Source organism: Cupriavidus sp. 01T418 (assembly GCF_056398885.1).
Window position 1 is genome coordinate 40,976 of sequence record NZ_JBFTQG010000022.1, and the last position, 23,298, is coordinate 64,273.

At 65.7% G+C, this 23,298-nt stretch carries 20 protein-coding genes; 3 read left to right on the forward strand and 17 right to left on the reverse strand.

What is annotated here, in order from left to right:
- Positions 1-80 precede the first annotated feature (80 nt).
- Together AC1DQ3_RS20975 and AC1DQ3_RS20980 are read left to right on the forward strand one after the other, a co-directional pair.
- A complete protein-coding gene (locus tag AC1DQ3_RS20975) occupies positions 81-1,355 on the forward strand; it encodes an EmrA/EmrK family multidrug efflux transporter periplasmic adaptor subunit (protein WP_477122074.1) in 1,275 nt (424 codons plus the stop codon).
- Positions 1,356-1,357: 2 nt separating this feature from the next.
- Positions 1,358-2,950 (forward strand): DHA2 family efflux MFS transporter permease subunit, encoded by a 1,593-nt coding sequence (locus tag AC1DQ3_RS20980; protein WP_477122075.1) that lies wholly within the window; start codon positions 1,358-1,360, stop codon positions 2,948-2,950.
- Between the two features lie 77 nt (positions 2,951-3,027).
- Here the strand turns inward: AC1DQ3_RS20980 and truB are convergent, their stop codons facing one another.
- The 8 genes from truB to AC1DQ3_RS21020 form a co-directional block, all read right to left on the reverse strand.
- Complete coding sequence (gene truB, locus AC1DQ3_RS20985) at positions 3,028-3,975, reverse strand: tRNA pseudouridine(55) synthase TruB (protein ID WP_477122076.1); 948 nt, start codon at positions 3,973-3,975, stop codon at positions 3,028-3,030.
- A 91-nt stretch (positions 3,976-4,066) separates the two neighbouring features.
- Positions 4,067-4,435 (reverse strand): 30S ribosome-binding factor RbfA, encoded by a 369-nt coding sequence (gene rbfA, locus AC1DQ3_RS20990; RefSeq protein WP_477122077.1) that lies wholly within the window; start codon positions 4,433-4,435, stop codon positions 4,067-4,069.
- A 62-nt stretch (positions 4,436-4,497) separates the two neighbouring features.
- The gene (infB, locus tag AC1DQ3_RS20995; protein WP_477122078.1) at positions 4,498-7,401 is read right to left on the reverse strand and encodes a translation initiation factor IF-2; all 2,904 of its coding nucleotides are present in this window, start codon (positions 7,399-7,401) and stop codon (positions 4,498-4,500) included.
- A 94-nt stretch (positions 7,402-7,495) separates the two neighbouring features.
- Positions 7,496-8,971, reverse strand: coding sequence for a transcription termination factor NusA (gene nusA / locus AC1DQ3_RS21000; protein WP_477122079.1), 1,476 nt, complete (start codon positions 8,969-8,971; stop codon positions 7,496-7,498).
- Entirely contained in the window at positions 8,968-9,456 is a 489-nt protein-coding gene (rimP, locus tag AC1DQ3_RS21005) for a ribosome maturation factor RimP (protein WP_477122080.1), read from the reverse strand. Before rimP ends, nusA begins: the two co-directional genes overlap by 4 nt.
- A 331-nt stretch (positions 9,457-9,787) precedes the next feature.
- The gene (rluB, locus tag AC1DQ3_RS21010) at positions 9,788-11,791 is read right to left on the reverse strand and encodes a 23S rRNA pseudouridine(2605) synthase RluB (protein WP_477122081.1); all 2,004 of its coding nucleotides are present in this window, start codon (positions 11,789-11,791) and stop codon (positions 9,788-9,790) included.
- Positions 11,792-11,796: 5 nt separating this feature from the next.
- Positions 11,797-12,840, reverse strand: a complete 1,044-nt coding sequence (gene scpB / locus AC1DQ3_RS21015) for an SMC-Scp complex subunit ScpB (RefSeq protein WP_477122082.1) — start codon at positions 12,838-12,840, stop codon at positions 11,797-11,799.
- Positions 12,841-13,421: 581 nt separating this feature from the next.
- Positions 13,422-14,180 (reverse strand): sulfite exporter TauE/SafE family protein, encoded by a 759-nt coding sequence (locus AC1DQ3_RS21020; RefSeq protein ID WP_477122083.1) that lies wholly within the window; start codon positions 14,178-14,180, stop codon positions 13,422-13,424.
- 138 nt (positions 14,181-14,318) lie between these two features.
- Between AC1DQ3_RS21020 and fnr the strand changes: the two genes are divergently transcribed.
- Positions 14,319-15,044 (forward strand): fumarate/nitrate reduction transcriptional regulator Fnr, encoded by a 726-nt coding sequence (gene fnr, locus AC1DQ3_RS21025; protein ID WP_477122084.1) that lies wholly within the window; start codon positions 14,319-14,321, stop codon positions 15,042-15,044.
- Positions 15,045-15,112: 68 nt separating this feature from the next.
- Here fnr and AC1DQ3_RS21030 read toward each other — a convergent pair whose 3' ends face one another.
- The 9 genes from AC1DQ3_RS21030 to AC1DQ3_RS21070 form a co-directional block, all read right to left on the reverse strand.
- On the reverse strand, positions 15,113-15,358 hold the full coding sequence (locus AC1DQ3_RS21030) for a hypothetical protein (RefSeq protein WP_477122085.1): 246 nt from the start codon (positions 15,356-15,358) through the stop codon (positions 15,113-15,115).
- Between the two features lie 2 nt (positions 15,359-15,360).
- Positions 15,361-15,579: a FixH family protein gene (locus tag AC1DQ3_RS21035; RefSeq protein WP_477122086.1), complete on the reverse strand. Its 219-nt coding sequence runs from the start codon at positions 15,577-15,579 to the stop codon at positions 15,361-15,363.
- 24 nt (positions 15,580-15,603) lie between these two features.
- Positions 15,604-17,097, reverse strand: a complete 1,494-nt coding sequence (gene ccoG / locus AC1DQ3_RS21040) for a cytochrome c oxidase accessory protein CcoG (protein ID WP_477122087.1) — start codon at positions 17,095-17,097, stop codon at positions 15,604-15,606.
- 49 nt (positions 17,098-17,146) lie between these two features.
- On the reverse strand, positions 17,147-18,070 hold the full coding sequence (ccoP, locus tag AC1DQ3_RS21045; protein WP_477122088.1) for a cytochrome-c oxidase, cbb3-type subunit III: 924 nt from the start codon (positions 18,068-18,070) through the stop codon (positions 17,147-17,149).
- 3 nt (positions 18,071-18,073) lie between these two features.
- Positions 18,074-18,277, reverse strand: coding sequence for a cbb3-type cytochrome oxidase subunit 3 (locus AC1DQ3_RS21050; protein WP_477122089.1), 204 nt, complete (start codon positions 18,275-18,277; stop codon positions 18,074-18,076).
- A gap of 3 nt (positions 18,278-18,280) precedes the next feature.
- Positions 18,281-18,955 carry a cytochrome-c oxidase, cbb3-type subunit II gene (gene ccoO, locus AC1DQ3_RS21055; protein WP_477122090.1) on the reverse strand — a complete coding sequence of 225 codons (675 nt, stop codon included), beginning with the start codon at positions 18,953-18,955 and terminating at the stop codon, positions 18,281-18,283.
- 19 nt (positions 18,956-18,974) lie between these two features.
- Positions 18,975-20,423, reverse strand: a complete 1,449-nt coding sequence (ccoN, locus tag AC1DQ3_RS21060; protein WP_477122091.1) for a cytochrome-c oxidase, cbb3-type subunit I — start codon at positions 20,421-20,423, stop codon at positions 18,975-18,977.
- Between the two features lie 176 nt (positions 20,424-20,599).
- Complete coding sequence (ccoS, locus tag AC1DQ3_RS21065; protein ID WP_477122092.1) at positions 20,600-20,746, reverse strand: cbb3-type cytochrome oxidase assembly protein CcoS; 147 nt, start codon at positions 20,744-20,746, stop codon at positions 20,600-20,602.
- A gap of 3 nt (positions 20,747-20,749) precedes the next feature.
- Positions 20,750-23,296 carry a heavy metal translocating P-type ATPase gene (locus AC1DQ3_RS21070; RefSeq protein WP_477122093.1) on the reverse strand — a complete coding sequence of 849 codons (2,547 nt, stop codon included), beginning with the start codon at positions 23,294-23,296 and terminating at the stop codon, positions 20,750-20,752.
- Positions 23,297-23,298 lie beyond the last annotated feature (2 nt).

Here is a 23,298-nt window from a genome sequence, read left to right on the forward strand (position 1 = left end):
CGCCCTCGCAGTGCGGGCATGCACAGCAAGAACAGACCAGCCCAGACCAGTGGTACTGACAGCATTCATCAAAGACGATCATGAGCGACAACAAGCAAGCGCCCCAGACTCCCGCCTCCCCCGCGGCCTCCGTCAACAACAACGGCAAGCGCAAGCGCCTGCTGCTTTCCCTCACCGCCGCGGTGGTGGTGGCCGGCGTGGCCTACGGCATCTACTGGGGCCTGTACGCGCGTCACTTCGAAAGCACCGACGACGCCTATGTGGCGGGTAACGTGGTGCAGGTCACGCCGCTGGTAGGCGGCACCGTGATCTCGATCGCCGCCGACGACACGCAACTGGTCACTGCCGGCCAGCCGCTGATCCAGCTCGACCGCGCCGACTCCCAGGTCGCACTGGAGCAGGCCGAGGCGCAACTGGCACAAGCCGTGCGCGAAGTCCGCACCCTTTACGTCAACAACGGTTCGCTGGCCGCCAACGTGGCGATGCGTGAAGCCGACGTGGCCAAGGCGAAAGAGGACCTCAAGCGCCGCATGGCCATCGCCAATTCCGGCGCGGTGTCGGGCGAGGAAATCTCGCACGCCGAGACGGCGCTGACGGCGGCCCAGTCGGCCCTGTCGGCAACGCGCGAGCAACTGGCATCCAACAAGGTGCTGACCGACCAGACCACGGTGGAGAAGCATCCCAATGTGCAGCGCGCCGCGGCCAACCTGCGTGCCGCCTACCTCGCATTCGCACGCTCGACCCTGCCGGCGCCGGTGACCGGCTACGTGGCCAAGCGTTCGGTGCAGGTGGGCCAGCGCGTGGCGCCGGGCGCGCCGCTGATGGCCGTGGTGCCGCTGGACCAGGTGTGGGTCGACGCCAACTTCAAGGAAGTGCAGATCACGCATATGCGCGCTGGCCAGCCGGTCACGCTGGAGGCCGACCTGTACGGCTCCAAGGTGACCTACAACGGCAAGGTGGAGGGCTTCTCGGCCGGTACCGGCTCGGCCTTCTCGCTGCTGCCGGCGCAGAATGCCACCGGCAACTGGATCAAGGTGGTGCAGCGACTGCCGGTGCGCATCGCCCTGGATCCGCAGCAATTGAAGGACCACCCGCTGCGCGTCGGCCTGTCGATGAACGTAACCGTCGACGTGCGCAAGGAAGAAGGCGCGGCGATGACCAGCACCACGGTTGCCCGGCCAATGCAGACCGACGTCTATGACAAGGTCGCGCAGGACGCCGACGCGCTGATCGCCCGCATCGTCTCGCTGAACAATGGCGGCCGCCAGGCGGCCGAGCCCATGGCAGCGCCGGGTGCGGCGCCGGGTGCAGCGCCGGGTGCAGCCCATTCGGCGGCCAAACCAGCCAACACCTGAACATGGCAACCTCCACCCCCGCGCGCGGCGCTGCCCCGTCACCGGCGGCGCGCCCCCGCGTGCCAACACCGCTCTCGGGCGGCAAGCTGCTCATCGGCACCATCTCGTTGTCGCTGGCCACGTTCATGAACGTGCTCGACTCATCCATCGCCAACGTATCGATCCCGGCCATCTCGGGCGATCTCGGCGTGGCGCCCAACCAGGGCACCTGGGTCATCACCTCGTTCGCGGTGGCCAACGCGATCTCGGTGCCGCTGACCGGCTGGATGACCACGCGCTTCGGGGCGGTGCGGCTGTTCATCACCTCGATCCTGCTGTTCGTGCTGTCGTCGTGGCTGTGCGGCGTCGCGCCCAACCTGGAAGTCCTGCTGGCGGCGCGCGTGCTGCAGGGCGCCGTGGCCGGGCCCATGATCCCGCTGTCGCAGTCGCTGCTGCTATCGAGCTATCCGCCGCAGAAAAGCAGCATGGCGCTGGCGCTATGGGGCATGACCACGCTGGTGGCGCCGATCATGGGGCCACTGCTGGGCGGCTGGATCTCGGACAATATGACCTGGCCGTGGATCTTCTACATCAACATCCCGGTGGGCCTTGGCGCAGCCTATGCAACCTGGGTCATCTACCGCGACCGGGAAACGCCCGTCAAGATCCTGCCGATCGACCGGATCGGGCTGGCACTGCTGGTGATCTGGGTGGGTTCGATGCAGCTGATGCTCGACAAGGGCAAGGAACTGGACTGGTTCCACTCGACCGCGATCGTGGTGCTGACGGTGGTGGCCATCGTGGGCTTCCTGTTCTTCCTCGTCTGGGAGAGCTACGAGAAGCACCCGGTCGTTGACATTACGCTGTTCAAGGGCCGCAATTTCAGCGCGGGGGTGGTGGCCATCTCGGTGGCCTATGGGCTGTTCTTCGGCAACCTGGTGATCCTGCCGCTGTGGCTGCAAACCATCGTCGGCTATACGGCGACAAATGCCGGCATCGTGATGGCGCCGGTCGGGATCTTCGCTATCCTGCTGTCGCCAGTGATCGGCAAGAACCTGCCCAGGATGGACGCCCGCTGGGTTGCCACCGTGGCCTTCATCATCTTCGGCATCGTCAGCCTGATGCGTTCGGATTTCACCCTGCAGGTCGATACCCGCACGCTGATGATCCCGACGCTGATCCAGGGCGCGGCGATGGCCATGTTCTTTATCCCGCTGACCTCGATCATCCTGTCGGGCCAGCCGCCGGAGAAGATCCCGTCGGCCTCGGGCGTCTCCAATTTCGTACGGATCACCTTCGGCGCGATCGGGGCATCGATCTCGACCACCATCTGGGAAAATCGCACGGCGCTGCATCACGCGCAGCTGGTGGAACAGGTCAATTCTTACAATCCGGCCTACACCGATCAGCTGAATCACCTGATGGAGATGGGCATGAGCCAGGCCCAGGCCAATGGCCAGATCGAGCGAAGCATTTCACAGCAGGCGGCCATGCTCGGCGCCAACGACATCTTCTGGATCTCGGGCGTGCTGTTCTTCGCGCTGGTTGTGTTTGTCTGGCTGACCAAGCCCAAGAAGGGGGGCGACCTGGACGCCTCCGCCGCCGGGGCGCACTAAGCGCAGCCAGCGCTGCCGGCAAGGCCGGTGCCTTCCCAGGCATCGGCCTTGCCCCCTCCCCCCGCGCCCCGCTTTCCTTACAGCTTGACCAGCCGCTCGGGACGCAGCGCCCCTTCACGCATGCGCGCCACGCCCAGCAGTCGTTGCGGTTCATCGCCATAGACGCGGGCAAGCTCGCCATCCGCGAGCACGGTAGCCGCGGGCAGGTCGCGTTGCGCGATGCGCTGCCCCTGCAGGAAGCGAGCCATGGCAGCCTCATCGAGCGTCACCGGCACGCAGCGCTGCAGCAAGGCATCGACCGGCGCCAGCAAGGCCGGCCGCTCGTCATCGGCGTGCTGCTCGATCTGCTCCAGCGTGACCGCGCCGGCCAGGCTCAGGTCGCCTACCGCGGTACGCCGCAAGCCGCTCAGATGCGCGCCGCAGCCGAGCGCCTCGCCGATGTCTTCGGCCAAGGTGCGGATATAAGTTCCCTTGCTACAGGTCACGCGCATGCTGAAAGTGGGCGTCTGCGGCAAGCCGCAATCCAATAGCGTGATCTCGCGGATAGTGACGCGGCGCGCCGCACGCTCCACCGTCTGTCCCGCACGCGCGTATTCGTACAGCGGGCGTCCGTCTTTCTTCAGCGCCGAGTGCATCGGCGGCACCTGCTCGATCTCACCCGCGAAGCGCTGCATTGCCTCGCGCAGGGCCTCGATATCGCAGGTTACCGGACGCTGCGCGATCGCCTCGCCTTCGGCATCGCCGGTGGCCGTCTTGATGCCCAGGCGCACGGCTGCCTCGTAGGTCTTGTCGGCCTCGAGCAGGTCCTGCGAGAACTTGGTGGCCTCGCCGAAGCACAGCGGCAACAGGCCGGTGGCCAGCGGGTCGAGCGTGCCGGTATGGCCTGCCTTGAGCGCACGCAGCAGACGCTTGGCACGCACCAGTGCATCGTTGGATGACAGGCCTGGCGGTTTGTCGAGCAGCAGAACGCCATGCACCTCGCGGCGCGGCTGCCGGGGCGGGCGATTGTTTTTGGGATCGGTCATGACGGGAACCATGTGACGCCGGCACGCAGTGCGATGCCGGGCGCGACAGACGGGGTGTACAAGAAAACGGCCCGTTAGTACGGGCCGTTTTTCAGTCTTCTTTTGCGCGAGTGGAGTTCGCTTCCTTGATCAGCTTGGACATCTCGATCGCCTGTTCCACCGAGGTATCGTGGAAAAAGCGCAGTGTCGGCACCGTATGGATATGCAGCCGCTTATAGAGCAGCGAATGCAAGTAGCCGGACTTTTCGTTGAGGATGCCCTCCACTTCCGCGGCATCGGCCGCCAGCACGGTGAAGTACACCTTGGCGTGCGCGTAGTCGGGGGTCAGCGCGACCGACTGCAGTGTGACGAGCCCCAGGCGGGGATCGCGCAGCTCACGCTGGATCATCTCGGCAAGATCGCGCTGGATCTGGTCGGAAATCCGGAGATTACGGGAGGAGATATTGCCTTTCTTGGCCATTCAATACGCTTCTGTCGAGACAGGCAGCGGCGAGCCAACTGGCTCGCCGCCCGCAACACGCTTTACAGCGTGCGCGCCACCTCGGTGATTTCATACACTTCGAGCTGGTCGCCTTCCTGAACGTCGTTGAAGTTCTTGATCGACAGACCGCACTCGAAGCCTTGCTTGACTTCCTTGACGTCGTCCTTGAAGCGCTTGAGCGAATCGAGCTCGCCGGTATGGATGACCACGTTGTTGCGCAGCACCCGTACCAGGGCGGTACGCTTGACCAGGCCATCGGTAACCATGCAGCCGGCCACCGCACCGATCTTCGGCACGCGGAACACCTGGCGCACTTCGACCGTACCCAGCGTGACTTCGCGCTTTTCCGGAGCCAGCATGCCCGACATCGCCGCCTTGATCTCGTCTACCGCATCGTAAATGATGTTGTAGTAGCGGATGTCGATGCCGTTGTTCTCGGCCAGCTTGCGCGCGCCGGCATCGGCACGCACGTTGAAGCCGATGATGACCGCCTTCGAGGCCGTGGCCAGGTTGACGTCCGACTCCGAGATGCCGCCCACGCCGCCGTGCACGATCTGCACGCGCACTTCTTCGGTGGACAGCTTCTGCAGCGATTGCACCAGCGCTTCCTGCGAACCCTGCACGTCGGCCTTGACGATCAACGGCAGCGACTGCACTTCGCCTTCGCTCATCTGCTCCAGCATGGTTTCCAGCTTGGCAGCCTGCTGCTTGGCCAGCTTGACGTCACGGTACTTGCCTTGGCGGAACAGCGCGATTTCACGCGCCTTGCGCTCGTCCGGCAGGACCAGGACTTCCTCGCCGGCGGCCGGCACTTCGGACAGGCCCTGGATCTCGACCGGAATCGAGGGACCTGCTTCCTTGGTCGGCTTGCCGGTTTCATCCAGCATGGCGCGAACGCGGCCATAAGCGCTGCCAGCCAGCACCACGTCGCCACGCTTGAGCGTGCCGCTGGTGACCAGGATGGTCGCGATCGGGCCCTTGCCCTTGTCCAGCTGGGCTTCCACCACCAGGCCCTTGGCCGGGGCATCCGTCGGGGCGCGCAGTTCCAGCACTTCGGCCTGCAGCAGCACCTGCTCCAGCAGATCGTCGATGCCGGCGCCGGTCTTGGCGGACACCGGAACGAACGGCGAATCACCGCCGTACTCTTCCGGCAGCACCTGCTCGGCCACCAGTTCCTGCTTCACGCGGTCCGGGTTGGCTTCGGGCTTGTCGATCTTGTTGATCGCCACGACGATGGGCACGCCCGCCGCCTTGGCGTGGGCGATGGCTTCCTTCGTCTGCGGCATCACGCCGTCGTCGGCCGCGACCACCAGGATCACGATGTCGGTTGCCTTGGCACCGCGGGCACGCATGGCCGTGAAGGCCTCGTGGCCCGGGGTGTCCAGGAAGGTGATCACGCCGCGTTCGGTTTCCACATGGTAGGCACCGATATGCTGCGTAATACCGCCGGCTTCGCCCGCCGCCACCTTGGCACGGCGGATGTAGTCCAGCAGCGAGGTCTTGCCGTGGTCGACGTGACCCATCACGGTCACCACCGGCGGACGCGGCAGCTGCTCCGCGTCGGTGTGGTCTTCGCCACCCACCACAAGCAGGGCTTCCGGATCGTCCAGCTTGGCGGCAAACGCCTTGTGGCCCATTTCTTCCACCACGATCATGGCGGTTTCCTGGTCCAGCACCTGGTTGATGGTCACCATCTGGCCGAGCTTCATCATCTGCTTGATGACCTCGGATGCCTTGACGGCCATCTTGTGCGCGAGATCCGCCACCGAGATGGTTTCCGGCACGTGCACTTCGCGCACCACCGGTTCCGTCGGTGCCTGGAAATTGGTGCCGCGATCGTCCTGCTGGTGACGGTTGCCACGGCCGCGCGGACCGCCGCGCCAGCCGCCAACGCCACCCGAGGAATCGCCGCGGGTCTTCAGGCCGCTGCCCTTCTTCTTCGAGCCTTCATCCTGCCAGGTCGAGGAAGTGCCAGCCTTCAGCACCTTGCCGGTCTTCTTGTCGACCGTGGTGGCAGCGGTGGCGGTAGTCGTCGTTGCGGGCTTTTTCTCTTCTTTCTTGACTTCGGTGCCCGGCGCCTTGACCGGCTTGTGCAGCGTGCCGGTCTGTTCGGCCTTCTTCTCTTCGGCCTTGCGTTCCGACGGCGCCTTGAGCACGCGCGCCGGCGCATTCAGCATCTGCTGAATGGCTCGCGCCTCGGCTTCGGCGGCCTCGCGGCGCTTGCGCGCTGCGTCCTGCTCGGCACGCGCCTTGTCGGCGGCCTGCTTGGCGTCGTCCGCAGCCTTCTGCGCGGCAGCGCGCTCGGCTGCCAGACGCGCCTTGTCGTCTTCGGCCTTCCTGCGCGAGTCGTCGTCTTCCGGTGCCTTGGCGGCAGCGGCAGCGCGCAGGGCAACGGCTTCCTCTTCCGCCTTGCGGGCGGCGAGTTCAGCCTGGCGGCGCTCTTCCGCCTCCAGTGCTTCCTGCTTGGCGCGGCGCTCGGCTTCCTCGCGTTCAGCCGCTTCCTGGCGTGCCTTCGACTCGGCTTCCTGGCGTGCCAGCAACTCGGTCTGCTGACGATCTTCCTCGTCCTGGCGTGCCTGTTCCGCCGCATCGATCTGCAGCTCGGCCACGTCGTGGCCGTCGGCGCCATCGGGCGAAGCCTCGTCGCGCTTGATCAGGACGCGCTTCTTGCGCACCTCGACCTGCACCGTGCGAGTCTTGCCGGTGGAATCAGCCTGGCGGATCTCGGAAGTCTCGCGCTTGGTCAGCGTGATCTTCTTGCGCGCGCTGTCATCGGCCGCCCCGTGCGAACGCTTGAGGTAATCCAGCAACTTGGTCTTGTCGGATTCGGTGATGATGTCGTCAGGCGTCACCTTGCCCACCCCAGCTGCCTGCAATTGTTCCAGCAGGGCAGCTGCGCTGCGGCTCAGTTCTGCGGCCAGTTGGGCAACTGTTGTGCTTGCCATTCAAACCCTTTCAATGCTCGGTTTATTCGTCGGGACAGTCGTGTGCGGAATGCGCGCTCAAGTAGCCTCTGCAAGCGTTACCTGAGCGTGTCCCTCAGTTAAACCAATGTTCCCGTGCTTTCATGATCAGCGCGCGGGCTTCTTCCTCGCCGAGACCAACCATGTCGACAAGTTCGTCGACGGCCAATTCGGCCAGTTCGTCACGCGTGTGGATGTTGCCTTCGGCCAGCTTGCCGATCAGTTCCGGGGTCAGGCCGTCGAGCGAGCGCAGATCCTGCGACACCTCTTCCACCTTCTCTTCCCGGGCCAGTTCCATCGTCAAGAGCGCATCGCGTGCGCGGTTGCGCAGCTCGTTGACGGTATCTTCATCGAATGCGTCGATCTCCAACATCTCGCTGATGGGCACATAGGCCACTTCTTCCAGCGTGGAGAAACCTTCGTCGATCAAGATGTCAGCCACTTCTTCGTCCACGTCCAGCTTGGCCATGAACAACTTGCGCACCACGCCGCTTTCCTCGGCTTGCTTCTGCGCCGATTCTTCCTGCGTCATGATGTTGATCTGCCAGCCGGTCAGCTCGGACGCCAGGCGTACGTTCTGACCGCTGCGGCCGATGGCGACGGCGAGGTTTTCCTCGTCCACCACCACGTCCATGCTGTGCTTTTCTTCGTCTACAACAATCGACTGTACCTGTGCCGGCGCCAGCGCGCCAATCACGAACTGCGCCGGGTCTTCCGACCACAGCACGATGTCGACCGCTTCGCCGCCAATCTCGTTACGGACCGCGGTCACCCGCGTGCCGCGCACGCCGACGCAGGTACCGATCGGGTCGATACGCTTGTCATGCGCCACAACCGCGATCTTGGCGCGCACGCCGGGGTCGCGGGCGGCCGCCTTGATCTCCAGCAGCCCTTGCTCCATCTCCGGCACTTCGTTCTCGAAGAGCTTGATCAGGAACTCGGRCGCGGTACGCGACAGCTCGATCTGCGGGCCGCGCGCGGTGCGATCCACATTCAGAATATAGGCGCGCACACGGTCGCCGGTGCGCAGGTTTTCCTTTGGAATGATCTGGTCGCGGGCCAGCAGCGCTTCCACGCGGCCGGACTCGACGATCAGGCCCTTCTTGTCGGCGCGCTTGACCGTACCGGTCATGACCTTCTCGCCGCGATCCAGGTAATCGTTGAGGATCTGCTCGCGCTCGGCGTCGCGGATCTTCTGCAGAATCACCTGCTTGGCGGCTTGCGCACCGATACGGCCGAACTCGACCGACTCGATCTGCTCTTCAATGCACTCATCCAGCTGGATGTCCGGATTCTGCTCGCGTGCCTCGAACATGAGGATCTGCTTGTCCGGCTCCTGCAGGCCCTGTTCATCGGGGACCACAAGCCAGCGACGGAACGTCTCGTGCTCACCGGACTCGCGATCGATGGCAACGCGGATATCCACGTCTTCCTCGAAACGCTTCTTGGTTGCCGAAGCGAGTGCCGCTTCCAGCGCACCGAATACCACATCCTTGTCGACGTTCTTCTCACGCGCAAGCGCATCGACGAGCAACAGAACTTCGCGGCTCATTGCTTGTTCCCTTTTTTCTGATTTCCTTTGAAGTCGATCACCGGCACCAGGCGTGCGCGATCGACATCGGATATGGTGAATTCCAGCAGTGCCGTGCCGTTCTGGCCTTCGAACTCGAGGCCAATCTGCTCTTCCCCCGGTTCCCCGGCAGGCACTTGCAGGATGCCAACGAAGTTCTTCTGGCCATTGACCGGAAGGCGCAACGTGACCCTGGCTTCCTGGCCCGCGAAGCGGACGAAGTCAGCCAGTTTCTTCAGCGGCCGGTCCAGCCCCGGCGAGGACACTTCGAGGCGCTCGTAGTCGATATTCTCGACGGTCAGCACGTGGGTAAGCTGGCGGCTTACCTTCTCGCAGTCCTCGATGACGATGCCGGTTTCAGGCTGATCGATGTAGACGCGCATGAGTCCGCCCGGAGCGCGCTCGAGCTCAACCAGCTCGTACCCCATGCCGTTAAGGGTGGTTTCGATCAAATCTGCCAGATGCACTGTATTCCCGAATAATGGCCATCAATACCGTGGCAGACCCAGCCCACCGGCACGGCCGCCTTTGTTGGCGGCTTGCAGCCTGCTTGCCTGCCAGCCATCCCGACCGGCGCGCCGTGAAACACGGCAAGCACACGAAACGGGCGAAGCAAAAAAAAATGGGCGCAATGCCCATCATTCGCCCATCCTTTTACAGGATGACTTTTGAATAGACTTGGATTATACGCTGTCGCGGTGCAAAAGGCAAAGGCGCGGGGACTTGCCTTGCCAAGGACGCGGCTTGCGCCGCTCTTCTCCCTGTATGGCCCGTCCGGCACACCCTGCCGCCATCGCTTCAGCGGTTGCCGTCACGGCCACCGCCGCGAGGACGGCGATTGCCACCGGGCTTGCCGGCTTGCGGCATCACATTCCCGTTGACTTCGCCGCCGCCGCGACGCTGGGAACGGCCTTGGCCACCGCCCATGCCACCCATACCGCCCATACCCCCCATCGGGCCCATGGGTCCATTCGTGCCTCGGCCGCCCCGGCCACCGCCACGCCCCGGACCACCGGGACCACGCGGCGAACCCGCCGCGCCACCACCAAACTTGGTGGTGTGCGAAGTCAGCAAGGTCGGGCCGCCGATATAACCCATCGAGGTCTGCATCGGATCGGGCTGACCACGGCCGGCGCCACTGCCGCGCGGACCGTTATTCCTGTTGACGCGCGGCAGGCCATCCATGCCGGTCGGCATCGGCATGCCGGCAATCGCCGCCTCGGTACGCTGCTGGCGGCCGCCTACCTTGCTGCCGCCCTTGGGCATGCTATCGCCCTTGCCGGGCGCCTTCAGGCCGATGGATGCCATCAGCGCGCGCACGTCATCCGCCGCGAGTTCCTGCCAGCGGCCACGCTTGAGGCCGCGGGGCAGCAGGAACTGGCCGTACCGGGTACGAATCAGGCGCGACACGGTCAGGCCTACGGCCTCGAACATGCGGCGTACTTCGCGGTTGCGGCCTTCGGTCAGCGCCACGTGGTACCAGTGGTTGATGCCCTCGCCACCGCCGTCGGCGATGCGCAGGAAATTGGCTTCACCGTCATCGAGCTTGATGCCATGCAGCAAGCGCTGGCGATCGGCCTCGGCCAGCTCGCCCAGCGTGCGCACCGCATACTCGCGCTCCACGCCGTAGCGCGGATGCATGAATTTGTTGGCGATATCGCCCGAGGAGGTAAAGATCAGCAGCCCTTCGGTGTTGAAGTCCAGGCGGCCCACGGCCACCCACTTCCCTGCCTTGATGCGCGGCAGGCTGTCGAACACGGTCGGACGGCCTTCGGGATCCGACTGGCTGACGATCTCGCCCGCCGGCTTGTGGTACAGCAGCACGCGCGGCGGCTTGGTCGACACCCGGCGGTGAATCAGCTTGCCGTTGACGCGAACCTGGTCGGCCGGCAGGATGCGCTGGCCAATATGGGCCGGCAGGCCGTTGACCGAGACGCGTCCCTGCAGGATCAGCTCTTCCATCTCGCGGCGCGAGCCCAGGCCACCCTCGGCCAGCACCTTGTGCAGCTTGGGCGCATCGTCATCCGCCGAGAGTTCCCGCACCGGCTTGACCTTGGCATGCGCGCCGCCGCTGGCATCTTCCTGGTCGTACTGGCCGGAGATGACGAAGCGGAACAGGTCCTCGCCGCCCGCGGCCACGGCCGCGGGTGCCTTTTCGGGCACACCCGGGGCCGGGCGCTGCGCACCGCCCCTGCCTTTGTTTCCCTTGCCCGCCTGGCGCGGGCCGCCCTGCTGCCCGTCGGCACCGCCGCGCCTGGCCGCGCCCTGCTGCTGGCCCTGTTGCTGGCCTTGCTGCGGCCTGCGCTTGCGCGCGCCATTGGGATTGCCGCGGGCTCCGTCGCGCTGGCGCTCGCCAGCTGCTTCGCCGCCGGCTTCGCTCACGCCTTCGCCTGCATCGGCGCTGACATGGCGGCGGCCGCCTCGCGGCGCAGGGCGTTCGCCCTGCTGCTCGCCAGCTTGCACTGATTCGCCTTCGGCGGGCTTGCGCTTGCCGCGCGTACGTCCCTTCCTCACGCCGTCGCCACGCCCGGCTTGCGCGTCCGCCGCGGCGCCCGCATCCGGACCGCCCGCGGCGGCAGTGGCCTCGCCATCCGCGGCACGCTCGCCGTCGCGGTCGTGCGCGGCCTGGCGGCGCGTCGCCACCAGATTGCGCAAGCCACGGCGCAGGCCCTTGCGGCGCGGCGCGCCCTCGGTGCCGGCGCCGCCTTCGGCGCCGTTGCCGGCATCGCCGGCCGGCTTATCCGCCTGGCGGACGTCTTGATCAACAGAATCGGACAAGGTATTCACATTCGGATGTTGCATGGTGTTCAGTTGGACACGCGCTCGTCGTGCTCGCTGGGGTGCGCCGGATTCGTCTTGGACGCCCCCGGGACTTCGGACTCCTGCTCGCCGGAGGCCACTTGCTCGTGGTAACCGTTGGCGGGTGCTTCCGCTTGCTCATTGGTTTCGCCGTCACCGACGGCTTGCTCCACGGCTGAGTCGTCAAGCCGTGCCCCCAGGGGCTCGGCGGACTCCGGCTCGATCCCTGGCTCCGGCGTCGCCGGCACTTCGGCCTCGGGCCCAGGCGCGGCTCGCGCTTGCACCAGAGCCTCTTTCTTTTCAAACGCATCCACCAGACCGGCGATGCCTTGCGCAGCGCCAGCCTCAAGGACATCGGGGACGGACGCCGCCGGCCGGGTTACTTCGCGCACGTCACCTGCATCGAGAGCCTCGATGCCGGTCCCGATTGCCTGGCTGCCTGCCTCCGCGAACGCTTCTTCGTCGCTTCCGGCCGGCACGGTACCCAGCGCCTCGAAATCGATGGGCTCCTGGTTCAGCAACGCGGCTTGCGTCTGCGCCTGGACATCTTCGAGCGGCGGCAGTTCGTCCAGCGTGCGCAGGCCAAGATCATCAAGAAAATTCTTGGTGGTGGCATACAGCGCTGGCCGGCCCGGCACGTCGCGGTGACCGATCACCTCGATCCAGCTGCGGTCCTCGAGCTTCTTCACGACTTCGGTGCCCACCGCGACACCGCGGATTTCCTCGATGTCGCCGCGCGTGACCGGCTGCCGATAAGCGATGATCGCCAGCGTCTCCATCACCGCGCGGGAATACTTCGGCGGCTTTTCAGGATTCAGCCGGTCCAGGTATTCGCGCATGACCGGGCGGCTCTGGAAGCGCCAGCCACTGGCCAGCGCCACGAGTTCCACGCCGCGCTGTTCCCAGTCGCGGCGCAGTTCTTCGAGCAGCACCCGGATGCTATCGGCACCAACATCGTCGGCAAAAAGCCGGCGCAGGTCATGGACGCGCAAGGGTTCCTGCGCACAGATCAGCGCGGTCTCGAGGACGATCTTCGCCTCTTGGGTATTCATGTGATTGCGTGCAGCCTGTCTTTGCACCTGCGCCCCGGACAAGCCCGGACGCACTGGAGATTGGGTTCAGCGGTTGGAATTGCCACCGCCATCTGACCGCGCAGCCAATTGCAATGCTTGATGCATGCAGTCGTGCGCTTTCTTTTTTGCATCGGGTGCCGGACCTGTCCGGCGGGAGATCGCCCGGCCACCGGCTTTACCTGCCGGTCGACAGAGCCCTTGCGTCGCGCCTTCCCCCTGATGTGGCGGACCTGTCCGGTGCGACGTCCGTCGCTCCAGGTGCAAGAAAATACGGATATCGGGCCTGCCTGGCCTGTTTCACCCGCCCTGCCGTGGCTGGTCTTTTGAACCAAATAATCTTTTGAACTGGACGGCGGATGGGGAACGGTCCCTGGCGGTAGTACGTACCCGGGTGTTCTGGCATGCATCCCTGAGTGCGAATGCTACCTGACGATGCCACGATGAAATACGCTGCGCGATATCGCTGTTCTTGCGATTGTATGGCATTCCCTGGCAAACCTGCAACCGATTCACGCAGGCAGTCACCTGACCAAGTGCGCGATACGCCATGAAGCGGCGTATCAGAAGACCAGGCAGAAGCCGTGCGCGGCCAGCGTCTCCGGCAAAAGCAACGCACGCGCCACTCCGACGACGCCGAGAGCTGCCACCGCGAGACCGGCGCCCGTACGTACCGCCGGACGGCGCGACAACTGCCTGAGGTAGCCTGACAGGCCCGAGATAAGCAATAGATTCGGCAAGGTGCCCAGGCCGAACACGGCCATCACCAGCGCCCCGGAAGGTGCATTCCCGGCCAGCAGCGCCATCGCCAGGGCGCCATAGACCATGCCGCATGGCACCAGCCCCCAGGCCAGTCCCATGCCGTAGCGCCGCGGCAGCCGGCCCTGCGGCAAGCTCATGGGTACAAGGCGCGCGACAGCGGCGGAAAAACCGCGGAGCAAGCAGCCGGCGCCACGGGCGGCCAGCCGCTCCAGCCAGGCAGCCGCCACGACGCGCCCGCGCAGCATCCTTAAACCCGACAACACCAGCATGACGCTGCCGACCCCGAACATCCAGCGTTGCAGCGGCAGGTACTGGGCCTTCCAGGCGCCTGCGCCCAAGGCGCCCAGCAAGGCCCCCAACAGCGCATACATGCTCAACCGCCCGGCATGCATGACCAGCAGCTCGAGCAGCCAATGGCCTGGCCGGCGCAGCACGGTGGCAGGCACGCTTGCAACACCACCCTGCTCGGCGGCAAGCGCAATCCCGCCGCACATGGCCGCGCAATGCGCGCCGCCCAGCAAAGCCAGGGTAAATACGCTGAAAAGTACGCCTATGGTCAACTTCCCCTCCCAACCACATCACCTGGCGCGGTAAAATGCGTCCAACGCGCCCCCGGGCCTCCAGGAGGCGCTATCAATATGAAGCCCAGCGCCTGCTACTCCGCGCTTGATTGATTGCGCTAAACCGACAGGCCCCAATTGCCAACATCCATTCCCATTACCGAGATGTCGCCCCGCTGCTCCACTTGCTCGCTGGGACAGCTCTGCCTGCCCGTCGGCATGTCGCAGCAGGACCTCGAAAAAATGGATTCGCTGGTGCAGGAGCGCGTGCGCGTACGCAAGGGCGAGACCCTGTACCGCCTCGGCGATCCGCTTAGCGCCGTCTATGCGATTCGCTTCGGCACGCTCAAGACCCACCTGACGATGGAGGATGGCCGCTCGCAGATCACGGGCTTCCACCTCCCCGGCGAAGTCGTCGGGCTCGACGGCCTCGGCGAGATGCAGCACGCATCGGACGCCACCGCACTCGAGGATACCGAAGTCTGCGTGGTGCGCTTCGGCGAGCTCCAGTCGCTGTCCAATGTGCTCCCCTCGCTGCAGCATCAGTTCATGCGGCTGATGAGCAAGGAAATCTCGCAGGACCAGGTGATGCTGATCACGCTGGGCTCGATGCGCGCCGAGGAGCGCCTTGCCGCCTTCCTGCTCAACCTGTCGGAGCGGCTTTCCGCGCGCGGCTATTCGGCCTCCGAGTTCGTGCTGCGCATGAGCCGCGAGRAAATCGGCAGCTACCTCGGGCTCAAGCTCGAGACCGTCAGCCGCCTGTTCTCCCGATTTGCGGAAGCCGGGCTGATCCAGATCCGCCAGCGCCACGTCAAGCTGGTCGACATGACGGGCATCAAGCAGATCGTCAACAAGTCCTGCTAGGCCGGCAAACATCGGCCTGCCGCGCAGAGCCATCCGGCTCCCGCGGCTTTGGCAGCCGCGCATCGCCCTCACTCCAGTTCGTCGGTCTGCGCCAGCCGCGTGGGCATGGTGTACAAGGTCAATCCACTCGACAGCGAACAGAGCGCCCACGCGACCAGGAAGCCCACGGTGTAGGCCGCCTCGCGCGACGCCTCGACCGGTTGCCCGAAAAAGCGCAGGTCACCGGGATCGACCATGGAAAATACCAGGGCCGTCGTCAGCCCGGCAACCAGGAAGCCGGGCCATAGCACCCACATCAGCCAGCGCAGTCTCATGGTCACTTCACCTGCGCCGTGGCCGGCGCAGCTTGCCGTGCCGTGGTGCCTGCCTTCTCGACCACCAGTCCATGGCGCGACACGCCATCGACGATGGGCTGGTCCGGGTGTGTCACGGCCAGCCAGATCGTGACCCCGCAGGCTACCATCGCCAGCAAGGGCCCGCTTATCAGCAGCCAGGGCCAGGGCTCCTTCCACCAGGGATTGCTTTGCTGCATCATCAGGCCTCCTGTAGTTTTCTGGATTCAAAGGTTGCGCGGGACGATAAAGCTGGTGCCCTGGCTGATCCGCGCACCGCTTGCGCCGCCATCGCCTGCCGCGGTCACCGTCACCTGGATCTTGTGGTTACCCTGGCCGGCGGCTTCGATCGGCACGCGCACGCGAACGGGGATCAGGCGGTTGGACGTGGGCGCGAGATTGCCGGCAGCGTGGTCGTATTCCACGGCCAGGCCCTTCAGGTCGTCGCTGTCCGCGCGGATGGCCACATGCATCGGCGCTTCGCTCGTATTGATCAGTTGCACGCGATAGACGTTCTCGATCCAGCGCCCCTCCACTTCCCTGCCCAGCGCGCCGCGGTCGCGAATGATGTCTACCTTGAGCGGCGTGCGCATCGCCAGTGACACCATGAAGCCGGCAACCAGGGCCAGCCAGATCACGGAGTACACCATCGTGCGCGGACGAACCAGGCGCTTGCGCGCCTCCGGCTCGGGCAACGCGCTGCGCATGGCGTTCTCCGAGGTGTAGCGGATCAGCCCGCGCGGATACGCCATCTTGTCCATGACCTGGTTGCAGGCGTCGATGCAGGCGCCGCAACCGATGCAGTCGTACTGCAGGCCATCGCGGATATCGATGCCGGTGGGGCAGACCTGCACGCAGATGCTGCAGTTCACGCAATCGCCAAGCCCTGAAGCCTTGTGATCGGCCTTGCGCGAGCGGCTGCCGCGCGGCTCGCCGCGACCCGCGTCATAGGTCACCACATAGGTGTCGCGGTCGACCATCACGCTCTGGAAGCGTGCATACGGACACATGTACTTGCAGACCTGCTCGCGCATGAAGCCGGCGTTGCCCCAGGTGGCGAAGGCATAGAACAGCGTCCAGAACGTTTGCCACGGGCCCAGCGACAGGCTCAGCACGTGGCCACCCAACTCGCGAATGGGCGAGAAGTAGCCAACGAAGGTAAAGCCGGTCCACAGCGCGATCACGATCCAGAGCGTGTGCTTGGCGGCTTTTAGCCGCAGCTTGCGCGCGCTCCACGGATCGCCGTCCAGGCGGATGCGTGCGAAGCGGTCGCCTTCGACATGCCGCTCGATCCACATGAAGATCTCGGTGTACACCGTCTGCGGACAGGCGTAGCCGCAGAACAGGCGCCCCGCGATCGCCGTGAACAGGAACAGCGATAGCGCGGAGATCACCAGCAGCACGGACAGGTAGATCACATCCTGCGGCCACAGCACCAGGCCCAGGATGTAGAACTTGCGCGCGCCGAGATCGAACAGCATGGCCTGGCGGCCGTTCCATTGCAGCCAGGGCATGCCGTAGAAAAACAGCTGGGTCAGGACCACCATCCAGACCCGCCAGCGCGAAAACGCACCCTTGACCGAGCGCGGATAGATCTTGCGGCGGACTTCGTAGAGCGTTGCGTCCGAGGTTTCCGCATCCGCCGTGGCCGATGCGGGCTCCCGAAGCGGCGCCCATGTGGCCCCGCTCTTTCCCGGCGGTTCCGGTTCCCGGGCGTTCATGGGCGATCATCCCCACCGGCATACCGGCTCCAAGGGCAGGCGTCGCGGTTCATTGCCCGCCCTCCGCGCCTGCCGCGTTGTTCGACAGCCCCCAAACGTAGGCAGTCAGCATGCGGATGCGCTCTGGCGTCAGGATTTCCTCCTGTGCCGGCATATGGTTGTCATGGCCCTTCAGGATGGCGTCGACAATGGTCGCCTCCGAACTGCCATACAGCCAGGTCTTGTCCGACAGGTTGGGCGCGCCAAGCGCCTGGTTGCCCTTGCCGGTGGATCCATGGCAGGCCGCGCAGGTGGACTTGAACGTGCTCTCGCCGCGCGAGGCGCGGATCGGGTCGGACGCCAGGCCCGACAGCGAGCGCACGTATTGCGCCACGTCGCCGGCCAGCCTGGCGTCGATGGTCGAGGCGAAGGACGGCATCACGCCGTTGCGGCCCTTGGTGATGGTCTGGGCGATGGTGGCGGGGTCGCCGCCGTACAGCCAGTCGTTATCGGTCAGGTTGGGAAAGCCGCGGCTGCCGCGCGCGTCGGAGCCGTGGCACTGCGCGCAGTAGTTGAGGAACAGGCGCTGCCCGATCTCGCGCGCGGCCGGTTCAGCCGCCACCTGCCTGATTTCCATCTGCATGTACTTGCCATAGACCTCGCGCTGCAGCTGCTCGGCCGCCTTGCGGTGCGCCTCCAGTTCGACCCGGCTGGATGTCTTGAGCACGCCGGGGTAGGAACCCAAACCGGGGAAAAGCACCAGGTAGGCCAGGCCAAAGAGGCACGCCAGCAGGAACATCCACATCCACCAGCGCGGCAGCGGATTGTTCAGCTCGCGCAGGTCGCCGTCCCACACGTGGCCGGTGTCTTCGGTGGCACCGACCACCTTGGCCACCTTGCGCTGGGAGAACAGCAGCCACATGCACCAGACGATGCCGACCAGCGCGATGGCGGCGATGTAATAACCCCAGAAATCCGTGAAGAAGTCGCTCATGACTCAGTGTTCCTGCCTGGAATTGTTTGCGCCGCCGGCACGATGCCGGCCGTCGTGGCTCGCGGCCAGGGGCTCGTCGGGCAAGGCGAAAGGCAGCATGGCCGACTCCTGGTTGGCGGCCTTGCGGCCGGACGACCAGGCCCACCAGCAGATCGCGAGAAACGCCAGCAGCGAGACCACGGTGGAAAACGCAGTGATCATTGCCATGGCTTACTCCCTGGCCGGCGCGGCCGCGGGCTGGGCCGCCGCGGTATCCACGCGTACGTTGCGCTTGGTGATGCCAAGTTCCTGCAGGTAGGCGACCATCGCGTCTTCTTCGGTCTTGCCTGCCAGCGTGGCGGGCGCCTGCTCGATCTCGGCGTCGGTATAGGGCACGCCCAGCCGCCTGAGCGCACGCATGCGGCCGCGGATATCGCTGGTCTGCAGCCGCGCCTTCTCGAGCCACGGATAGGACGGCATCACCGATTCCGGCACCACGTCGCGCGGATTGCGCAGGTGGATACGCTGCCAGTCGTCCGAGTAGCGACCGCCCACGCGCGCCAGGTCGGGACCGGTACGCTTGGAGCCCCAGAGGAAGGGATGGTCGTAGACCGACTCGCCGGCCGTCGAATAGTGGCCATAGCGTTCGACATCGCCCTGCAGCGTGCGCACCTGCTGCGAATGGCAGCCCACGCAGCCCTCGCGGATATAGATATCGCGGCCCATCAGGCGCAGCGGCGAATATGGCTTGATCCCCGCATCAGGCTCCGTGGTGGAATGCTGGAAGAACAGCGGTACGATCTGGACCAGCCCGGCGATGCTGACCACCAGGATGGTGCAGAGGATCAGCCAGCCGATGTTCTTCTCCAGGGTCTCGTGCGTAAAAAAGCTTCTTTTTTCGGACATCGTTTCCATCCTGGAATGATCAATGGGCGGAGGCGGTAACGCTGGTCGGGATCGACGCATCCACGGCGGACCTGCCGATGATGGTCCGGGCCACGTTGTAGGCCATCAGCAGCATGCCGGAAAGGAAGCACAGGCCGCCGAGCAAGCGGATCAGATAGAACGGGTACTTGGCCTTGACCGCTTCCACGAAGGCGTAGGTCAGCGTGCCGTCGGGCTGGGTGGCGCGCCACATCAGGCCTTCCATCACGCCGGCGATCCACATCGAGGCGATGTACAGCACCACGCCGAGGGTGGCGATCCAGAAGTGCAACTCGATCAGGCGCACGCTGTACATCTCCTTCTCGCCGAACAGCCGCGGGATCAGGTAGTAGAGCGAGCCGATGGAGATCATCGCGACCCAGCCCAGCGCGCCGGAGTGCACGTGGCCGATGGTCCAGTCCGTGTAATGCGACAGCGCGTTGACGGTCTTGATCGACATCATCGAGCCTTCGAAGGTCGCCATGCCGTAGAAGGACAGCGCCACCACCAGGAACTTGAGGATGGGATCGGTGCGCAGCTTGTGCCAGGCACCCGACAAGGTCATGATGCCGTTGATCATGCCGCCCCACGAAGGCGCCAGCAGGATCAGCGAGAACACCATGCCAAGGGATTGCGCCCAGTCCGGCAGCGAGGTGTACTGCAGGTGGTGGGGGCCCGCCCACATATAGGTGAAGTTGAGCGCCCAGAAGTGAACGATCGACAGCCGGTAGGAGTAGATCGGGCGGCCGGCCTGCTTGGGGATGAAGTAATACATCATGCCCAGGAAGCTGGTGGTCAGGAAGAAGCCCACCGCGTTATGGCCGTACCACCACTGCACCATGGCGTCCTGCACGCCGGCGTAAGCCGAGTAGGACTTCCACATCGTCACCGGCATCTCGACGTTGTTGACGATATGCAGGATGGCGATGGTCAGGATGTAGGCGCCGAAGAACCAGTTGGCCACGTAGATATGGCGGGTCTTGCGCTTCATGATGGTGCCGAAGAACACGATGGCGTAGGCGATCCAGACCAGCGTGATCAGGATGTCGATCGGCCATTCGAGTTCGGCGTATTCCTTCGAGCTGGTGAAGCCCATCGGCAGCGTGATGGCCGCGCCGACGATCACCAGTTGCCAGCCCCAGAACGTGAACGCCGCCAGCGGGCCGCAGAACAGCCGCGCCTGGCAGGTACGCTGCACGATGTAGTACGAGGTGGCGAACAACGCGCTGCCGCCGAAGGCGAAGATGACCGCATTGGTATGCAGCGGCCGCAGGCGCCCGAAGGACAGCCATGGCGTGTTGAAGTTAAGCTCCGGCCAGATCAACTGCGCCGCGAGCAAAACGCCGACGGCCATACCGACAATCCCCCACACTACCGTCATGACGGCAAATTGCCGCACAACGCCGTAATTGAAGGTGTCGGCGCGAGAATACGCGGCGGTGACAGCCATTCAGACCCCCAGATTGGATAAACATGAATTGATGTAGTGACTGTAGGAAAAACACGCTCCGGACGTCTTGATCTGTATCAAGGGCACATGAGGAGAGCGGGTGGTGAACACCGCCGGGCACTGCAATCGGCTTTGGCGCATCCTGCCGGCTTCGGCCAAAGCGCGGCCGCGATGGATCAGGGCTTGTCGTTGTCGAGCAGGATGGCCTCGCCGGGCCGGTCGAGGTCATCGTATTGGCCGGCATGCAGCGCCCACCAGAGCGCGCCGGCGATCACGGCCACCAGCACCAGGCTCATCGGCACCAGCACGTAGAGCATGTCCATGCATCAGTCTCCGGGCTTGCCCGCGCGCAGCAGGCGCCAGGCGTTGGCCACCACCAGCAGCGACGACACCGACATGCCGATGCCCGCCATCCAGGCGGTGACATAGCCGGTCGCCGCCAGCGGGATGGCGATCACGTTATAGGCAAAGGCCCAGCCAAGGTTCTGGCGCACCACGCGGCGGGTGCGCCGGGCCAGCTGCAGCGCGTTTGCGATCTCGGCAATGCGGCCATGGGTCAACACGGCGTCGGCGCCGGCCTGCGCCAGCGGGGCGCCGCTGCCGATGGCGATCGACACCTGCGCCTGCGCCAGCACCGGCGCATCGTTGATGCCATCGCCCACGGCCAGCACTACCGCACCACCGCGCTGCAGGTTCGCCACGTAGTCGCGCTTGCCTTCGGGCGTCACGCCGCCTTCGCGGCGCGGCATCATGAAATGATCGGCCCACCAGCCGACCGTGGCCGGCGTATCGCCCGACACTAGGTGGCAGGTCACGCCGAGCACGCGCAGTTGCGCGAGCAATCGCGCCGACTGTGCGCGTTCGACGTCGGCCAGTTCGTATACGGCTTGCGCACCGGCGGCAGTGCCCTGCCACACCAGGGTTGCACCGCAACGTTCGCCAGCGGCCGGGGTGGCATCCGCGCCGGCGTTACCCATCGCGCCGCTGGCCAGGGCGGCCACGAACTCACGCCGGCCGAGGCGCAGCAACTCGCCATCCACCTCGGCTTCAAGACCCTGTCCCGGGACATTGCGCACGGCGCCGATAACGTGGGACTCGCGTATCAGCCCCTGCGCCTGCGCTGCCTCCACGATGCCGCGCGCGACCGGGTGCTCGCCGGAGCGTTCGATGGCCGCGGCCAGGCTCAGGCTGGCGGCAGGATCCGCATCCCCCACGGGATGCGTCCGCACCAGCGCGAAACGTCCTTGCGTGAGCGTACCGGTCTTGTCGAGCACCACGTCCGTCACGCTGGCCAGCGTCTCCAGCGCATGGCCACGCGTCAACAACAAGCCCCGGCGCGAAAGCGCGGCGCCCGCGGCGGCCAGCGCGGCAGGCGTAGCCAGCGAGAGCGCGCACGGGCAGCTCACCACCAGCACCGCCACCGTCACCAGCAGCGCGCGCGACGGGTCGATCCAGGCCCACCATACGGTGCCGGCCAGCGCGGCCAGCACCAGCAGGATGCCGACGAACCAGCCCGCCACACGGTCGGCCAGGGTGGCCAGGCGCGGCTTCTCGGCCAGCGCGCGGTCCAGCACGGCGACGATTTCGGCCAGCCGGGTCGCCGCGCCTGCCTGCGCCACGCGCAACTCAAGCGGACTAGCGGTATTGAAGCAGCCGGCCAGCACCGGATCGCCGATGCCACGCGGCACCGGGCGGCTCTCGCCCGTCAGCATGGACTCGTCCAGTTCGCTGGCGCCGGCGACAACGGTGGCATCGGCGGGCACCACCTCACCGGCCTTGACACGAATCAGGTCGCCCGCGCGCAGGCGGGCCACCGGCACCCGCTCGCCCGCCCCGCCCTTGGCCGGCAGGCGCTCGCAGGTGGCCGGCAGCTGCCGTGCCAGCATCTCCGCGCCGCTGCGCGATGCCTGGCGCACGCGCAATTCCAGGTAACGCGCCAGTAGCAGGAACGCCACGAACATGGTGACCGAATCGAAGTACACCTCGCCGGTGCCCCGCAGCGTGGCCACGCTGCTGGCGAGAAAGCCCGCACCGACGCCGATCGCCACTGGCACGTCCATGCCAAGGTGGCGCTGCCTGAGGCTGCGCCACGCCCCGGCGAAGATCGGCGAAGCCGAGTACAGCACCACCGGCAGCGTCAGCACCAGGCTGGCCCAGCGCATCAACTGCAGCTGGCCGGGATCGATGGTGGCTTCATGGGTGTAGATGGGCCAGGCGTACATCATCACCTGCATCATGCCCAGCATGGCTACCGCCATGCGCATCAGCAGGCCACGGCGCGCGTGGCGGTCATGCTGGTCCGAGCGCGATAGCTCGAACGGCCACGCCAGGTAACCAATGCCGGCCAGCGCGGCGAGCAAGGCGGAAACAGGCTGTTCAGCCGCGCGCCAGCGCACCACCACGCGGCGGGTCGCCACATTGGCGATCACCGATTCCACGCCCGGCAGGCTGCCCAGGTGCTGCTCGATCAGCCAGGCACAGGCCGCGCAACGGATATTCTCCGGCGCCAGCGTGATTTCGGCACGGCGCTCATCGAGCGGGCGCACGAACTGGGCCCGCAACTCTTCAGTGTCATAGGCGGACCACACGGGCTCGGCCTCGCGCCGCGCCGCGTCGTCGATGGGTCGGGCGAAGCGGGCCTGATCGCCATACAAGTGCCCGAACCCGGCCGCGTGCAGGGTCTGCGCCAGGGCCTGGCAACCGCCGCAGCAGAAGGATCGGTCCTTGCCGTCGATGCTGGCGTGCAGGGCCGGCTCGGCGGCCGGCAACGGCTGGCCGCAGTGAAAACAGCCTTCATGCGCGACGGCCGCCGACGCGCCGCCTGCGCTGGCAGGTGGCGGATTGGACAAGGAACAGGCAGGAGAAGGCGGCATCG

What these genes read in the sequence shown, in the direction of transcription:
- ccoO (WP_477122090.1), bottom strand. Translation starts at nt 18,955, where the DNA reads ATGTCCGAAAAAAGAAGCTTTTTTACGCACGAGACCCTGGAGAAGAAC.
- ccoP (WP_477122088.1), bottom strand. Translation starts at nt 18,070, where the DNA reads ATGAGCGACTTCTTCACGGATTTCTGGGGTTATTACATCGCCGCCATC.
- AC1DQ3_RS21050 (WP_477122089.1), bottom strand. Translation starts at nt 18,277, where the DNA reads ATGGCAATGATCACTGCGTTTTCCACCGTGGTCTCGCTGCTGGCGTTT.
- AC1DQ3_RS21030 (WP_477122085.1), bottom strand. Translation starts at nt 15,358, where the DNA reads ATGAGACTGCGCTGGCTGATGTGGGTGCTATGGCCCGGCTTCCTGGTT.
- truB (WP_477122076.1), bottom strand. Translation starts at nt 3,975, where the DNA reads ATGACCGATCCCAAAAACAATCGCCCGCCCCGGCAGCCGCGCCGCGAG.
- AC1DQ3_RS21070 (WP_477122093.1), bottom strand. Translation starts at nt 23,296, where the DNA reads ATGCCGCCTTCTCCTGCCTGTTCCTTGTCCAATCCGCCACCTGCCAGC.
- AC1DQ3_RS21035 (WP_477122086.1), bottom strand. Translation starts at nt 15,579, where the DNA reads ATGATGCAGCAAAGCAATCCCTGGTGGAAGGAGCCCTGGCCCTGGCTG.
- ccoS (WP_477122092.1), bottom strand. Translation starts at nt 20,746, where the DNA reads ATGGACATGCTCTACGTGCTGGTGCCGATGAGCCTGGTGCTGGTGGCC.
- ccoG (WP_477122087.1), bottom strand. Translation starts at nt 17,097, where the DNA reads ATGAACGCCCGGGAACCGGAACCGCCGGGAAAGAGCGGGGCCACATGG.
- AC1DQ3_RS20975 (WP_477122074.1), top strand. Translation starts at nt 81, where the DNA reads ATGAGCGACAACAAGCAAGCGCCCCAGACTCCCGCCTCCCCCGCGGCC.
- scpB (WP_477122082.1), bottom strand. Translation starts at nt 12,840, where the DNA reads ATGAATACCCAAGAGGCGAAGATCGTCCTCGAGACCGCGCTGATCTGT.
- rbfA (WP_477122077.1), bottom strand. Translation starts at nt 4,435, where the DNA reads ATGGCCAAGAAAGGCAATATCTCCTCCCGTAATCTCCGGATTTCCGAC.
- infB (WP_477122078.1), bottom strand. Translation starts at nt 7,401, where the DNA reads ATGGCAAGCACAACAGTTGCCCAACTGGCCGCAGAACTGAGCCGCAGC.
- rluB (WP_477122081.1), bottom strand. Translation starts at nt 11,791, where the DNA reads ATGCAACATCCGAATGTGAATACCTTGTCCGATTCTGTTGATCAAGAC.
- AC1DQ3_RS20980 (WP_477122075.1), top strand. Translation starts at nt 1,358, where the DNA reads ATGGCAACCTCCACCCCCGCGCGCGGCGCTGCCCCGTCACCGGCGGCG.
- ccoN (WP_477122091.1), bottom strand. Translation starts at nt 20,423, where the DNA reads ATGGCTGTCACCGCCGCGTATTCTCGCGCCGACACCTTCAATTACGGC.